The sequence below is a fragment of the Aeromonas cavernicola genome, assembly GCF_002795305.1.
Lineage (GTDB): Bacteria > Pseudomonadota > Gammaproteobacteria > Enterobacterales > Aeromonadaceae > Aeromonas > Aeromonas cavernicola.
Genome location: NZ_PGGC01000079.1, coordinates 1 through 15,200, shown reverse-complemented (window position 1 = coordinate 15,200; position 15,200 = coordinate 1). Strand labels below are relative to the sequence as shown.

Here is a 15,200-nt window from a genome sequence, read left to right as displayed (position 1 = left end):
TTCTGGATCAATTGGTTGCAGTCATGGCTGCGCCGGATCCGGTGCGGCAAGGACGGGCTGATCCCTCATTTCGAGGGTATGGCCTGCCTGGCGATAGTGCTTGTAGCGCTCGCGGGCTTGCTGCTTTTGTGTTTCATCAGTGGGGACGAAATCTACCACTTGAGGGAAGTGTCCTGCAAACAAAGGCGTCTGCTTGGTCAGATTGATGAGACGGGCATAGCGCCGTGTCGGCGGTTGATAGCCAATCTCCACTGGTGCCTGACCGCTTTCCCCTTGTAGCTGGTGCGGCACGAAGCGATCCGGCGGTAATTGCCATAACAGCTCGTCAAGGCGCAGAGCTTGAGCTTCATCCTCACACAACAGGTAGAGATGGCCTGCGCCCCATGAATCAGCCGCCAGTTGGCAGGCTAGCCGCTCGACAGCACCAGCCTGTGGGTCATCTGGTTCACTCATGAGGTAAAAAGTGACGTGGCTCATCGAATTGATCCTGTTTGTGGTAACGATGGGGTGACTGTCTTGTTGAGCTGATGGGGCAGTGGCGGCCCGCTACTCACTGATCTAACAATGAAATAAGGAAGAGGGGAGCCTCTTCCTTGTGATGCAGGGTAATGCCAACCCTTGTGATGCTGATACCACAAGGGACAACAGCGTTACTCTTTCTCTTCGATATCCACCCCAGCCCGGTTTAGCAAAAACTGGGTCAGCAAGGGCACCGGTCGACCAGTTGAGCCTTTCTCTTTACCGCTTTTCCACGCTGTACCCGCAATGTCCAAGTGGGCCCAGCTGTACTTCTTGGTGAAGCGCGATAAAAACGCAGCGGCGGTAATGGTGCCTGCAGGTCGACCGCCGATGTTGGCCATGTCGGCAAACGGGCTGTCGATCTGCTCCTGATACTCTTCAAACAGCGGCAGACGCCAAGCGCGATCACCGGCTTGCTCAGAGGCATTGAGTAGCTCATGGGCTAGCGGATTGTGATTAGCCAGCAGCCCCGAGGTATGGTGACCCAGTGCAATGATGCAGGCCCCGGTCAGGGTCGCCACGTCGATGACAGTTTCTGGCTCGAAGCGATCCACATAGGTCAGCGCATCGCACAGCACCAGCCGACCTTCTGCATCGGTGTTGAGCACCTCGATGGTCTGGCCAGACATGGAGGTGAGAATGTCACCTGGGCGATAGGCGTTGCCACCTGGCATATTCTCGCAACCTGCCAGCACCCCGATGACGTTGAGCGGCAGTTGCAGCTGGGCCAGCGCGTGCATGGTGCCGAGCACGGAGGCAGCGCCCCCCATGTCGTACTTCATCTCATCCATGCCGTCAGCGGGTTTGATCGAGATACCACCGGAATCGAAGGTCAACCCTTTACCCACCAGCACAATCGGCTTGGCGTCGGGGTGGCCCTTGTATTCGATGATGGCCATCATGGCTTCGTTTTCAGAGCCACGGGCCACTGCCAGATAAGCGTTCATACCAAGTTCCGCCATCTCTTGCTCACCAATCACCTTGGTGGTGATGTTGTCAAAAGAGTCAGCCAGCCGCCGCGCCTGAGAGGCAAGATAGGCAGGGTTACAGACGTTGGGCGGCATGTTGGCCACATCGCGGCAAATACGCATCCCTTTAGCCACCGCCAAGCCATGGGCGATGGCTTTTTCACCTATGGTCAGTTCTCGGCGCGTCGAGACATTAAAGACCAGTTTGCGCAGCGGGCGACGGGGCTCAGCTTTGTTGGTTTTGAACTGATCGAAGCTATAAAGACCTGCTTTGGTGGCTTCTACTGCTTGGCGTACCTTCCAGTAGGTATCCCGCCCCTTGACGTGCAGCTCGGTGAGGAAGCAGACCGCCTCCATGGAGCCGGTTTCATTGAGGGTGGTGATGGTCTTGTTGATGATCTGTTTGTACTGACGTTCGTCGAGCTCTCGCTCTTTACCGCAACCGACCAGCAGTACCCGCTCACTGAGCACGCCGGGTACTTGGTGGAGCAGTAGCATTTGGCCTGGTTTCCCTTCTAGGTCACCACGGCGCAGCAGCGAACTGATGTAGCCATCGCTGATTTTGTCCAGCTGTTCGGCAACCGGTGAGAGACGACGAGGCTCAAACACGCCGACCACGACGCAGGCGCTACGTTGCTTCTCAGGACTGCCACTCTTTACACTGAACTCCATGGAATCTCCTACATCCTAAAGACAAAAGGCACCTTTTATTGAATAATGCGGTGCTTGTTGGGGTATCAGAGGCGGAGCGAACAGCCACTGGCTCCGCAGTTCAAACTGGTAAAAATCCAGCACACGGCCCTATTTTTCAAGCATTCGGCTAAAAACACAAGTTTACTTGGGAATGACTGTGATCGTTTTCCGATATTTGTTCAGGGAAACCCTGAAAACTCAGCTAGCAGTGTTATTTGTATTGCTGCTTATTTTTGTCAGCCAACAGTTTATCCGAATCATCAGCGATGCCGCCGACGGTGAGGTGCCAACTCGTCTTGTTTCGACGCTACTGCTACTTAACCTGCCCAACATGGCCTTGTTGATGCTGCCAATTAGTCTCTTTTTGGCCATCTTGTTTGCTCACGGGCGCCTCTATGCCGAAAGTGAAATGACGGTGATGCATGCGGTGGGTTTCAGCCATCGCTTTGTGATGCGCAGTGCCATGTTGCTGGCGTTGTTGACCGCAGCGGTTGCGGCGTTTAATACCGGCTGGATCGCCCCGCAGGCGAAAGAGCGTGAGTATCAGGTTATCGATAAATTTAAAGCCGATCCTGGGATCTCATTTCTCCAAGCGGGTCGGTTTATGGAGCTCGATAAAGGGCGATTAGTCGCATACATCCAAGAGTTGAACGATAACGGCTCTGCACTGCAAAAAATCTTTGTCCTGCAGCGGGCTGAAGAGGGCAAATCGCCCTCCGTGGTGGTGGCCAGTGAAGGGGTGGTGAGTGTCGATGACAATGGCTTGCAGTGGCTAACGCTGAAAGATGGCTCCCGCTATGAAGGGGACTTTTCCGGTAAGCAGTTCCAGATCTCCGATTTCAAAGAGTACGGCTTGGTTATCCGTCAGCAAGAGCTGGAGTATTCCAGTCGCAAGGCGGCGGCCAAGCCCACTATGGAGTTGCTGGGGACGCAAGATAATAGTCTGATGGCCGAGCTGCAGTGGCGTATCTCATTGCCACTCTCGATCCCCGTGCTGACCTTTTTGGTAGTGCCCCTAGCCCGCGTTAACCCGCGTCAGGGGCGCTATGCCAAGTTATTGCCAGCCATTTTGCTCTATCTCTCTTATTTCTTACTGCTCAGTGCAGCCCGCTCCGCTATTGACAGTGGTCGTTTACCTTACTGGCCTGGCATGTTTTTGGTGCCACTGGCTTATATCTTGGTGATCGGTTTGCCCCTCAATATGCAGGGCACAAGTTGGTGGAATGGCCTGAAAGGGCTGTTTTTTAATAAAAAATCGGCCTAATGCTCGCCATTAGATGATGGTCGCCAGCGCAGCGTGACGGCGCTGGCGCGACGGTATTTCAGAGGAACGTTTGCATGACATTGCAAGTTTGGAGTCTCTCCTGATGTTTGGGATTCTCGATAGGTATATCGGTCGGGTCATTTTTATGTCGGTCCTGCTGTGTGAAATCACCTTGGTGGGGCTGGCCGCGCTGATCAAATATGTGGAGCAGCTCAAGTCGGTCGGGGATGGCAACTACGACATGCTCAGCGCGCTCTATTATGTGGTGCTTTCTATGCCCAAGGAGGCGGTGCTGTTCTTTCCGTTGGCTGCCCTGCTGGGTGGGTTAATCGGGCTGGGCCAGCTGGCGACGAGCTCTGAGTTGGTGGTGATGCAGGCCGCTGGGCGATCCAAAATCAGCATTGTGATGGCCGCCCTCAAAACCGCGGTGCCACTGATGATCGTGGTTGGATTGATGGGGGAATATATCGCCCCAATAGCCAAACGCATGGCCGATGACATTAAGGCTGGCGCCCTGTCTGAGGGACGTTTGACTGTATCTGCTTATGGTGTGTGGGCGCGTGATGGCAATAACTTTGTCAACATCAATGGGGTGCGTAACGATGGTGCCTTAACGGGGATCACCCTCTACCGTTTTACGCCTGAGCGCAAATTGATCGATGTGGTGCAGGCGCAAGAGGGGGTTTTTGAGCAACATCACTGGCAATTAAAAGCGGCGACGGTGACTCGTTTTGATGACCCTACCCAAATCCAGAGCGAACAACACCCGCAGATGGCATGGTCTTCTGAATTGACCCCCAAACAGTTGGGGGTGGTGAGTATTGATCCCGAGAACCTCTCCGTCGCTGGGCTGCTTGATTACATTGGTTATCTCGATGCGAACAAACAAGATGCTGGGCGTTACAAGTTAGAGATGTGGCGTAAGTTGCTCTCGCCTTTTTCTGTGATCGCCATGATCCTGCTTGCCTCTTCCTTTATTTTTGGTCCGTTGCGCTCGGTCAGTATGGGGGCGCGGATGCTGATGGGGATCATGACTGGCTTCGCCGTTTATGTGAGCGATCGGGTATTTGGCCCGATCAGCTTGGTCTATGCGGTGCCGCCGATCCTGGCTGCGATTGCACCGAGCCTGCTGTTTGGGGGCGTCTCGTTTTATATTCTCAATCGCAAGCAATAGCCCACTCGCTGTGATGGGGTGCAGGCCATGATCTGAAGCTGCCCGCTACTGACCTAGTGTCCCCGCGTTCAAAAGACCAAATGTGCCACATCGTGAGCCCGTTTGGTCTGCTAGTCAGCCTTGTATCTGCGATGGCGTTAGCACAGACTGGTTGCCCTGATTTTTGTGCAATTCAACGGATGGCCGCCCTGATGACCCCCGCTATTAATCTGTTAAAGCAGCTTAACATTCCGTACACCCTCTATCCCTACCCATGCGACGCCCACGATGATTTTGGGAAACACGCCGCGACCCAGCTTGGTTTGCCGTTGACGCAGGTGTTCAAAACGTTGATCGCGTATCACGACAAACAGGCCGTAGTGGCGATTGTTCCCTCATCTGGTCTGTGTAACTTGAAGCAGTTAGCCAAAGCGACAGGCCTCAAAAAGGTGGAGATGATGAAGCCGGCGGATGCTGAAAAATTGACCGGTTACAAGGTGGGAGGGATCAGCCCCTTAGCGCAGAAAAAAGGGTTGCCCACCGTGCTTGATGACTCCGCCATGCAATTTACCGAGATCTTGGTCAGTGGTGGTAAACGTGGCCTCTCGGTGGGGGTCTCTCCCCATGCGATGGAGCGCTTATTGAAGTGGGTTGTGGCGCCGATTGGTGAGCCGCATCCATAAGCCGTCGTTATTTTCCTTTGCCTTCTGCCATAGACATTGAGCATGACAACGAGCGGCAATCGAGGGCTGTGATGGTTGTCTCCCTTAATGCAATGCACTAGGTAATAGTGCGATGCACAAGCTAATCATCACACCAGAGCCACCGTTTGGCGGGCCCGCCACAGCCGCTCGTGGAAGAAGAACACCACGGTGTTGATGGCAGGCTCGATCATCGCCATGACCCCGCCGGTGAGCAGCTCACCGCTGAGCAGGTAGGCAACCCCGAAAGCGACGGAGAAGTGGACCACGGCAAAGCCACATGTTTTGGCTTGCAGGCTATGACGAGGCTTGAATTTGTGCCAGCCGAGATCATGAAAGTAGAAGGCGACCGTGTTGACGGCTGGCTCGATCAGGGCGATCAGGCTGGCAATCAGCAGCTCACCGGTCAGCAGGTAAGCCACGGTAAAGGCGACACCGAAGTGCAGGATGGCAAAGCTGATGGTCTTTTTCATGATGGCGGTTCCTCTCTGGTGATGATGAGAGTATCCGCCGAAATGAGATTAAATGAAAACTATTCTCATCTATTGCCAAAATAGAGAGAACCTATCAACGGGCGAGTGGCCGGTGCGCTTCAGCGGTTGCCAATCGCAACCAAGGCGATAAAGTACAGGTTCTTCACACTTGCCCATGAACAAGAAGACCTTGGACACCCATCCTTTGGGTTCTGGCTATGCTGCGCCTTGCTCAGAAAGGTGGGTGTCCCAGATTTGTGCCCGTTACTTTGTTACGGCCAATCGGGAACGTTTTTGTAAAGAGAGCTGGTGCCAAGCAGCCGCTTGGTACTGCTCACATCAGCCTCAACATAATTGGCAAAATTATTCATTGCATAGTCAGCAAGCTCTTGTGCACTTATCTGTAAACTCATGTCACTCGGTTCAACGACTTGCAGCCACGCTGTCCTGCCAGCCTCTACAGCGATAACGGCATAAAGATTGACCTGAGCAGATCGGCAGACTAGCGCGACGCCATCGATAATCTGCGGTTTATTGCCGCTATTCAGGCAGTGGTCGAAGAAGTCAGCATAGATGCCCACAACACCAGGCAATTTGACCGTTAATTTTTCCTGGATAGCATAGGAGGAGCGGAAAAACTTACCTCTCGGAAAATCAAATGTGTCATCAACCGAAACCATGAGAACGCTGAATTTGTCATGTGCGAACTCAATTCCCGATGCAGGTGTGTTCTGGGAAGGGTTGGATTGGCAACCAGCTATCAAAAATGCACTGGCAACTACAGGTATCAGGTTCTTCATTTTTTCCTCGATTTCAGTACTTCATGCACATTTCAACGCATTTCGGTCATGAGGCTATTAAAAGACCTTGGACACCCATCTTTTGGGCTCTGGCTATGCTGCGCCTTGCTCAAAAAGGTGGGTGTCCCAGATTTGGTTCTCAACCTCTCACTAAAAAACATAACGCCCGTGTAATAGGCGCGAGCTTGCGATCATCCTAATTGACGCGTTTGTTAAATTTTTAGTACCAATCTTGCTCATTTTCTTCAACAGAAACTTCAATACCGCCGGATGTTCCAGCAATATAGAGACCATCATCCTCGGCGTTTACTAGTTCGCCATCAATAAACTCATAATGCAGAAATATCTCAACGGTAAATGTAGTTGATATTGTGCTTGTTCTTGAAGTGCTGTCGAATGTATACATTCGACCATCTTCGCGATCATAGATGCCGTTGTTAAAGTCTGGGCCAGTCACCGTCACTTCAAATTCCACATCTATATCAAAGGTGATTTGGCTTTCTTCGTCGTCGATATATAGTACTGATGGATCTATGTCTCCAAGATTTGTAACAGTTAGACCATCATCAACTTCTGCGTCTTCCCAAGTTGAAGAGTTATATACCTCGCATTCCTCAAGAAACTCAGTGATTTTCTGCTTTATAGATGCTTCGTTTGTTATGAAATACTGTTTTACTTGCTCGTGTCTTACGTTGGTATGGGTGGTATAGATATCTAGGAGCTTATCTAATGATTCAACCGAAATAAAATTCGGGTCGCCATCGCAATACGCTTTCATGTCTCCATCATCAGATATAACGTATATTTTTTCGTCCTCTTCAAGATGTGATTTCAGCGACAAGATCGAAATTGCATCCGGAAACTCTGATTTTTTCTTTCCATCGCCAAACGGAGGAATTTTATCAAAATATAAAAACAACAACTCTTCTGCATTAACACCATTGGCTTCTACAGTATCTGTAGCGCAGGCATTCATGAAATCATAAAATACTTCTTCTGATTTTTTGTAGATATCTTCATCCGAAATCTCCTCAAATAACCCCTTAATTTTCTCATCATCAAGAGATGATAGAAGGCGAGCTTTTCTTCGAAAGGTTTGAATAGCGCTTATAGCATCTTTAACGGACAATTCTATTTTAGATTTTACTTCTCGCTCTACGACGCTCGTGGACACATGAAACAATTCTTTCTGTTCACAATATTTCCTGAAAGACTTAAATGCAGGGCCGTCGAAGTGAAGGCCAGCCTTAACGAATGACTGCGTATCAATGAATACCTTTCTAGTCTCTAGCACGATTATTCGTCCCGAAATTTAACGTTGGGTTAAGGGGCGGGCTTTAGCCCGTCCCAGTGAGCGAAGCGAACGGTTTGAACCTATTGTTAGAAGGTCACTCCTCGATTTGGCGTAACGTGTATTCAATGCTTGGGCCACTGAATGCTCTAGTTGTTACCTTGAAAGTTCCACTGAGAGGAAGTGATTGCGTACCTGTTCCGCCGTAACTCCAGCGAAAAGTAGACGGATCAATTAATTCAATGCGTAAGGTGTCAAGACATTTGACCTTGGAAAGAATTTGTGGGGAAAAGCTAAGGCCTTGAGATTTCTCACTGTAGATTGCACTTTTGAGGTCGGCGCTATCAAAGTCTTTCGAAAAAGTAGGTAGGCCAAATGAGTAGAAGGTGTTCCCTTCGTCACCTTCAGAGTGGCCTGGTATTTTCATATCACAGGCTTGGTGAATTAAATAGTTAATAGGGAGAACTGCATCCATAGCAATGGATGAGTTTATAGTTACTTTGGCTCCATTGTTTCTGTCTAGGAACTCGCGAAACTGATCGATATCCTCATACACAAGTGGAATCCAGTCTTCGTCATATACTTCTGGCTCATTTGAAATAAAAAGTGAGCCAAATTCCTTGAGAGCAAGAATGGCGCCGGCGAGAGCGCCAATAGCTATAAGGCCCTTAGATATTTTTTGCGCTCTAGTTATTATCAGGTTAGCCAATTCTCAATGACCTTCTAACGCTTCAAACACCGGTGCAGCTATGCTGCATCCGCGTGATTTGACTTGTTATATTCTCCGAACATGAACTGTCTATGCTTTTCATGTTCGCCCATGGACATGACGTAAAAAAGAAACTCTTTATTTTTAATATCTGACTTGGATATCAAGTCAGATATTAGCTGTAAACAATGTTGCTGATGGCTAGTTAGTGATGATTTAACTTTATCTAAATCACTAAGTTTTAAATTGTTTATGAACGTGAAATAATTTTTAAACAGGCCACATAACACATCTGAAACTTGCACCTCAAGGTATGAGTTTGAGTCAACAAATTCGTAATTAATGCTACTGAGCTCCTTGTCATAACCTTCATATTTCTCAAAACACTTTTGAATTTCAAATTCATTATCTAATACATGCTTCGAGCCATTGAAAAGCTTTATTCTTTGGTTGTAAAAGATCGAAAATCCGTCAATTAATGACCCCACTTTATGGTCATACACAAAAAAGTACTCTTCAATATTACGGCACATATCGAACAGCTTAGAAAGACTTAACAAACTAAATGAAGTTCTTTTATCTACAATTTTCCTCGCCCTTGCCTCTGGCTTAGAGTATTTTTTTGCTAATTTATTCAACCCTTTATTAAAAGAAGCTGCATCTTTAGGCTCTACTTTTGGATAGGTATACTTTGATAGCAAGCTCAGGAAATTAGACTTATCCATTTTCATTAGCTCATATAGTGCATCCTTATGATAGTCAAGGTACATTCTCTTTCCGCCAGCAGGTGAATAGTTTAGACCTCCATATTTATCTACATGCTCACAACAATCGTCAATGATATCCACTAAAGACCAGTATTCGATATTGATGTTGTCATAATGAATATAATAATCACTTTTAAGCAGCCACTCTAATATAGTCACCAGCTTTTGAGATTTTAGGTTATCTAGAAATCCACCTTTCGCAACCTGTTTGAACTTCAATTCTTTAGCCGATGGAGGAAGCTTAAGAGCATTTAAAAGTTCTTTGATATCGCTTTCTGCAACATCACCTTCGTGCACTATTCCTGCAAGAACAAAGCACGGCGATGGATTAGAATGTGAGTCCGTATTAAATCGTTTTCCTTTGAGAAAAAGCTTTCGAATATTGTTTGATTCATCATAAAAAAATGTATAACTCATTCACCAAACTCCCTGGAGAATATAACAGTGATTAGATGGAAAGCGGTATTAATCCGTTAGCAGAGCATTCCATATAACTCCGTAACATTCTCACTGCCGCCAAGTAAAAACAACTATTAAATCATAATGTTACCTGTTTTCTTCTTATGCTGGGCGTATTCGCTTGACTTCCTCTTTTTGCGCCACCGTTACTACTGTGTAAAAAATCAGTTCTCAGGGCACTCTTGGCAAGCGCCGCCAAAGCACGCCTGCGTGAGCGGGTCAGAAATCAGCATAAGGCTGTCACCATGTTGACTGGGCAGTCGTAGGCAACGTTCGCTTATCCATTCCATCTTGCATGGCTACCGCCCCTGAATTACAGCCTCCGGTCTGCTGCGTTTAACCAACGGGATGGGGTTGGCATGGCTCATGGGGTGACTCCGACGAGGCTTTGTTGCCAATTGGCTATAGTACTGGCCTATTGGCCAAGGGAAAGAGGGATGCGGGGAATTTCTGAGCCAGATCAATTAATTAACCAATAACGGCTGGTTTGGTGTGCAGAGGGGATGCGTGGCCGCCATTGGTGAGGAAAAGAGTTAGTGGGTAAAGCGGTAGCGGGTAAAAAACAAAGAAGCCCCTGAACGGGGCGTCTCTTTGCTGGCCATGCCGCAACGGTGAACGGCTTGGCTGAGCGACTTGCTGGCGCGTTGGCCGGGCGCCAGAGCGTGCTGGTGCTGGCTTACTCTGCGACCTTGTTCAGCCACTCCACCTTGTATTGGGCGCCGGCACCCTGTGCCAGCTTGGCACACAGTGGTTTGAGGAAGGCTTCAATCTGCTCGTCCAGCAGCCAAGGTGGGCTGATGATCAGCATCCCTGAGCCGTTCATGCCCCAATCGCTGGTCTGAGCGGCCACTTCCAGCTCGGCCACCAGCACGTTGCCGAAGTTTTCGCGCTTGATGGCGCGCAGCATGTCGCGGGATTTGTCCGCCTCCTGCCCAAGGATCGGATACCAGAGGGCGTAGATACCGGTCGCCCAGCGCTTTTGCGCCTTTTTCAGGGTATCGACCACGGCGAAGTAATCTTCTTTGAGCTCATAGGGCGGATCGATCAGCACCAGCCCGCGGCGCGGGGTGGGGGGCAGCAGGGCGATCAGCCCCTCGAAGCCATCGCGGTGGTGGACGGCCACGCGGGGGTCGTAACCCATATTGGCGCGCAGATCTTCCACCTCGTTGTTGTGCAGCTCCATCAGCGCCAGCTTATCCTGCTCGCGGGTGAGGCGGCGGGAGAGCTCCGGCGAGCCGGGGTAGTAGTTCAGCTCGCCGCTGTTTCCTTCTTGAGCGGGGTTCATCTCCTCGATGACGGCGAGATAGGGGGCCATGGTAGACCACTGGGCCCGCTCATCCCACAGGCGGCCGATGCCGTCGGCATACTCGGCCTTCTTCTGCGACCAGTCGCCGCGCAGGTCGTAGAGACCGCCACCGGCATGGGTGTCCAGCACGATGAAGGGTTTCTCCTTCTTCTTGAGGGACTCGATGATCAGGGCCTGAACGGCGTGTTTCAGCACATCAGCATGGTTGCCGGCGTGAAAGGCGTGGCGGTAGCTCAGCATATTAGATCTCTGAGGGGGCCCTGCTGGGCACCCAGTCGTGATAGATAGGTTGATAAATGGTGGCCGTGGCCATGAAACAGGGGGAGGTGTTGCAAGGCGTGCAATAACGCAGCCTGTTGCTGGCGCTCCAGCAGCAGCTCTTGACTCAAGCAGGCCTGATAGGCTTGTGTATCCCCAGCGCTTTTTAGCTGCTGGCGCAGCTGACGTAGCGGCTGTAACAAAGGGGCAGTATCCGCCAGCGCAGAGGCGAGGGCGGTGAGTTCCCCTGCAATACCATGCCGATCTAACCAGTGCAGCAGCAGAGCGAGATTGACGTTACCGCCCAGCGTCTGCACGGTGAGCCAATCTTGACTGCGTTCACCATAGATCTTGCCACTCCAGTGCCAAAAATGGTCTGCGCTGGGGAGTTCATTCAAGGCCACTGTGTTGCGAGTGTTCATCTGTGACTTACTGTGCGGCGAATGCCTGCTCTAGGGCTTCTAGCTCTTCACCTAGGCTGATCCACTCCAGCTCGATCTCTTCCAGCTGCTCCTTGAGGGGGCCTTGGGATTTGAGCAGCTCGGAGAGCTTGGTTTTAGCGCGCTCTTCGTAGATGGCAGGGTCGGCCAGCTGGCTTTCGATATCGCCAAGCTTACCTTGCAGCTTCTCCATGCTCGCTTCGAGTTTTTCCAGCTTCTGGCGCAGCGGACGGGTCTGCTGGCGGAACTCTGCCTCGCGTCGTTTCTGATCCCTGCGCGCTACCGCCGAGTTGGCAGAGACTGGGCCATCCGCCGGTTTGGCGTTGGCCTCTTTCTCCTGCTCGCCGAGCCACTTGTGGTAATCGTCCAGATCGCCGTCGAACGGCTCGACCCGGCCACCGTGCACCAGATAGAAGTCATCGGTGGTGGTGCGCAGCAGGTGCCGGTCGTGAGACACCACCACCATGGCCCCTTCGAAGCCTTGCAGCGCCATGGTCAGGGCGTGGCGCATTTCCAGATCTAGGTGGTTGGTTGGTTCATCCAGCAGCAAGAGGTTGGGCTTTTGCCAGGTGATCAGCGCCAGCACCAGCCGCGCTTTTTCGCCGCCGGAGAAGGGGGCCACCTTGTCGAGCGCCTTGTCACCGTGAAAACCGAAGCTGCCCAGATAGTTGCGTAGCTCCTGCTCGGTCTTGTCCGGCGCGAGGCGGGCCAGATGATCGAGCGGGGTATCGTCAAGACGCAGGGTCTCCAGCTGATGCTGGGCGAAGTAGCCGATGCTGACCCCAGCGCTCACCTCCAGCTTGCCCGACAGCGGTGGGTTGGAACCCGCCAGCATCTTGATAAAGGTCGATTTACCGGCGCCGTTGCGACCGAGCAGACCGATGCGCGAACCCGGCACCAGATTGAGTTTGATCTTCTCCAAGATCACCTTGTCGCCGTAACCGGCAGAGAGGTTTTCCATGGCGATCAGCGGGGTCGGCAGGGCCGACGGCTCGCGAAACTCGAAGCTGAACTCGGAGTCGGCGTGGGCGGGCAGGATCTTCTCCATCCGCTCCATCGCCTTGAGACGGCTCTGGGCCTGACGGGCCTTGGAGGCCTTGTAGCGGAAGCGATCCACATACGTCTGCATGTGGGACATCTCCCGCTGCTGCTTCTCGTACATCGACTGCTGCTGGGCCAGCTGCTCGGCGCGCTGCAGTTCAAAATCGGAGTAGCCGCCGGTGTATTCGTTGAGCTTGCCGTTCTCGATATGGATGATGCGGCTGATGACCGAATCGAGGAAATCGCGGTCGTGGGAGATCAGCACCAGCGTGCCCTGATAGCTCTTGAGCCACTTCTCCAGCCAGATGACGGCGTCGAGATCTAGGTGGTTGGTCGGTTCATCGAGCAGCAGCAGATCGGAGCGGCACAGCAGAGCCTGGGCGAGGTTTAAGCGCATGCGCCAGCCACCGGAGAAGCTGCGCACCGGCGAGCTCAGCTGCTCGTCGCTGAAACCGAGGCCGTGCAACAGTTCGGCGGCGCGGGCGCGAATGCTGTAGGCACCGATGGTATCGAGGCGACCATGCAGCTCGGCCACCAACAGGCCATTGTCATCCTGCTCGGCTTGCACCAGCTGGGCTTCCAGTGCGCGAAACTCCTTGTCGCCGTCGATCACGTAGTCGAGCGCCGAGCAGTCGAGCGCAGGGGTCTCCTGGGCGACGCCTGCGATCTGCCAGCCAGCGGGCAGGCTGAAGCTGCCGCTGTCGATGGCCAGCTCGCCCCGTACCAGTGCAAAAAAGGTGGACTTGCCACAGCCGTTTTTGCCCACCAGACCCACTTTGTGGCCGGGGTGAATGGTGGCGGAGGCGTTGTCCAGCAGCTTGCGGCCGCCGCGGATCAATTCGATTTGACTGGCAACTATCATGGGTGGGATCTGCTTGCTCAAAATGGAGGAGAAAAACTGGCGCGGATCTTACGTGAAATGACACAGATTTGCACTTGCACAAGGGAAGCTACTGGCCGAGCTGATAAAAAGATGCCATAACAAAGGTGACTAGCATATTGACAGGGGGATGTATGCTGATTAGCGATATTATGACGACTCGAGTCGCCACTGTATCGATGGATGATAGGCTTTCTGTCATCAAGGACATCTTCGAACAAGCGCACTTTCATCATCTGTTGGTACTAGAAGAAGATGAGTTGGTTGGGGTCATTTCGGATCGCGATATGCTGCATGCGATCAGTCCCTATCTTGGTTCAGAAGCTGAAACCCATCGTGATGCCGAAACACTGAATCGACGAGCTCATCAAATCATGAGCCGTCATCCTGTCACCATCTCCCCTCATCGGCCTGTACGCGAAGGGATGGCCCTGATGTTAGAAAAAGGCGTTTCCTGTTTACCGGTACTAGAAAATGGTCTGTTGGTTGGGATAATCAGCTGGAAAGATTTTTTGCGAGCAATGTTGATTCAGATTGATGAGCAATAGGTATGCTCACCAAGGGCTAGGGTGTGTAAAGGCTGATGACTTCCTAGTGCTCATCAGCCTTTATCAAGGACTAATTAGCCTGTAAATATTCATCTTTTAGTTGGACATAGTTCTGTGCGGAGGCTGTTAAGAACGCTGTCTCTTCTGGCGTGAGGGGGCGAGCCTGTCTAACCGGATTACCTATATATAAGAAGCCAGACAAAAGTCGCTTCCTCGGTGGTACCAAACTACCGGCACCTATCATCACCTCATCCTCCACAATTACCCCGTCCAACACGATGGCCCCCATACCGATAAGTACTCGGTTGCCGATGGTGCAGCCGTGTAGCATTGCTTTATGGCCGATTGTCACATCCTCACCAATGAGCAGCGGATAACCATCTGGATTGTCACTGCTTTTGCGAGTGAGGTGGAGAACTGCCCCATCCTGCACATTACTGCGGGCCCCAATATGGATAAAGTTCACATCTCCTCTTGCCGCCACCATGGGCCAGATACTGACATCGTCGGCTAACTCAATATCGCCTACTAATGTAGCGCAGGGATCTACATACACACGTTGCCCCAACTGCGGGTATTTTTCTTTATAAGGTCTTAGTCTTACATCCATATTGGCTTCCTTTTTTCAATTAGGTTGGTAGCTAGAGAGCTGATTTTGTGGATAAGTTTGTATAAAAGCTGTGTTTGGATATGAATAACTCAATAAATGCTAATTTTTGCAATTTTATTGTATTTCACCCCTTGCCAATGTGAGCTAGATCCCTATAATGCGCCTCCATCGACAGGGCAAGCGGCAACGCAGAAAGCTGGGTCGATAACCTCGAAAAGCCTTTGAAAATAAGGCTTGACTCGAGAAAGCGGTTGAGTAGAATGCCACTCCCGCAGCAACACACTGTTGCGTCGCTCTTTAACAATTTGAATCAAGCAATC

General features: G+C 51.4%; 16 protein-coding genes. 4 read left to right on the top strand and 12 right to left on the bottom strand.

Translation table 11 applies throughout. The annotated features are described in order from the left end of the window. Window positions 1–21: 21 nt before the first annotated feature. Together CUC53_RS08960 and pepA are read right to left on the bottom strand one after the other, a co-directional pair. Window positions 22–477, bottom strand: a complete 456-nt coding sequence (locus CUC53_RS08960) for a DNA polymerase III subunit chi (protein WP_100293834.1) — start codon at window positions 475–477, stop codon at window positions 22–24. 173 nt (window positions 478–650) lie between these two features. Next, complete coding sequence (gene pepA, locus CUC53_RS08955) at window positions 651–2,159, bottom strand: leucyl aminopeptidase (RefSeq protein ID WP_100293833.1); 1,509 nt, start codon at window positions 2,157–2,159, stop codon at window positions 651–653. A 172-nt stretch (window positions 2,160–2,331) separates the two neighbouring features. On the opposite strand from pepA, the gene lptF reads away from it, so the two are divergent. From lptF to ybaK, 3 genes are all read left to right on the top strand, one after another. After that, window positions 2,332–3,444 carry an LPS export ABC transporter permease LptF gene (gene lptF / locus CUC53_RS08950; RefSeq protein ID WP_167386723.1) on the top strand — a complete coding sequence of 371 codons (1,113 nt, stop codon included), beginning with the start codon at window positions 2,332–2,334 and terminating at the stop codon, window positions 3,442–3,444. 103 nt (window positions 3,445–3,547) lie between these two features. Beyond that, window positions 3,548–4,618, top strand: coding sequence for an LPS export ABC transporter permease LptG (gene lptG, locus CUC53_RS08945; protein WP_100293832.1), 1,071 nt, complete (start codon window positions 3,548–3,550; stop codon window positions 4,616–4,618). 191 nt (window positions 4,619–4,809) lie between these two features. After that, window positions 4,810–5,280 (top strand): Cys-tRNA(Pro) deacylase, encoded by a 471-nt coding sequence (gene ybaK, locus CUC53_RS08940; protein WP_100293858.1) that lies wholly within the window; start codon window positions 4,810–4,812, stop codon window positions 5,278–5,280. A 128-nt stretch (window positions 5,281–5,408) separates the two neighbouring features. Here the strand turns inward: ybaK and CUC53_RS08935 are convergent, their stop codons facing one another. The 9 genes from CUC53_RS08935 to CUC53_RS08900 all read right to left on the bottom strand — a co-directional run bounded on the left by CUC53_RS08935 (window position 5,409) and on the right by CUC53_RS08900 (window position 13,704). After that, the gene (locus CUC53_RS08935; RefSeq protein WP_100293831.1) at window positions 5,409–5,771 is read right to left on the bottom strand and encodes a DUF2061 domain-containing protein; all 363 of its coding nucleotides are present in this window, start codon (window positions 5,769–5,771) and stop codon (window positions 5,409–5,411) included. Window positions 5,772–6,043: 272 nt separating this feature from the next. Further along, window positions 6,044–6,571 (bottom strand): hypothetical protein, encoded by a 528-nt coding sequence (locus CUC53_RS08930; protein ID WP_100293830.1) that lies wholly within the window; start codon window positions 6,569–6,571, stop codon window positions 6,044–6,046. 220 nt (window positions 6,572–6,791) lie between these two features. After that, a complete protein-coding gene (locus CUC53_RS08925) occupies window positions 6,792–7,865 on the bottom strand; it encodes a PIN domain-containing protein (RefSeq protein ID WP_100293829.1) in 1,074 nt (357 codons plus the stop codon). Window positions 7,866–7,959: 94 nt separating this feature from the next. After that, window positions 7,960–8,571, bottom strand: a complete 612-nt coding sequence (locus tag CUC53_RS08920) for a hypothetical protein (protein WP_100293828.1) — start codon at window positions 8,569–8,571, stop codon at window positions 7,960–7,962. A gap of 38 nt (window positions 8,572–8,609) precedes the next feature. After that, entirely contained in the window at window positions 8,610–9,755 is a 1,146-nt protein-coding gene (locus CUC53_RS08915; RefSeq protein ID WP_100293827.1) for a DUF3800 domain-containing protein, read from the bottom strand. 575 nt (window positions 9,756–10,330) lie between these two features. Then, window positions 10,331–10,498 (bottom strand): hypothetical protein, encoded by a 168-nt coding sequence (locus CUC53_RS18970; RefSeq protein ID WP_167386722.1) that lies wholly within the window; start codon window positions 10,496–10,498, stop codon window positions 10,331–10,333. Beyond that, window positions 10,474–11,343 (bottom strand): 23S rRNA (adenine(2030)-N(6))-methyltransferase RlmJ, encoded by an 870-nt coding sequence (locus tag CUC53_RS08910; protein ID WP_100293826.1) that lies wholly within the window; start codon window positions 11,341–11,343, stop codon window positions 10,474–10,476. The genes CUC53_RS18970 and CUC53_RS08910 overlap by 25 nt, the downstream gene beginning before the upstream one ends. Then, window positions 11,337–11,783, bottom strand: a complete 447-nt coding sequence (locus CUC53_RS08905) for a DUF2390 domain-containing protein (protein ID WP_100293825.1) — start codon at window positions 11,781–11,783, stop codon at window positions 11,337–11,339. Before CUC53_RS08905 ends, CUC53_RS08910 begins: the two co-directional genes overlap by 7 nt. A 7-nt stretch (window positions 11,784–11,790) precedes the next feature. Beyond that, window positions 11,791–13,704: an ABC transporter ATP-binding protein gene (locus CUC53_RS08900; protein WP_100293824.1), complete on the bottom strand. Its 1,914-nt coding sequence runs from the start codon at window positions 13,702–13,704 to the stop codon at window positions 11,791–11,793. A 152-nt stretch (window positions 13,705–13,856) separates the two neighbouring features. On the opposite strand from CUC53_RS08900, the gene CUC53_RS08895 reads away from it, so the two are divergent. After that, on the top strand, window positions 13,857–14,270 hold the full coding sequence (locus tag CUC53_RS08895; protein ID WP_100293823.1) for a CBS domain-containing protein: 414 nt from the start codon (window positions 13,857–13,859) through the stop codon (window positions 14,268–14,270). Between the two features lie 70 nt (window positions 14,271–14,340). Here CUC53_RS08895 and CUC53_RS08890 read toward each other — a convergent pair whose 3' ends face one another. Then, window positions 14,341–14,880 (bottom strand): gamma carbonic anhydrase family protein, encoded by a 540-nt coding sequence (locus tag CUC53_RS08890; RefSeq protein ID WP_100293822.1) that lies wholly within the window; start codon window positions 14,878–14,880, stop codon window positions 14,341–14,343. Window positions 14,881–15,200: the final 320 nt, after the last annotated feature.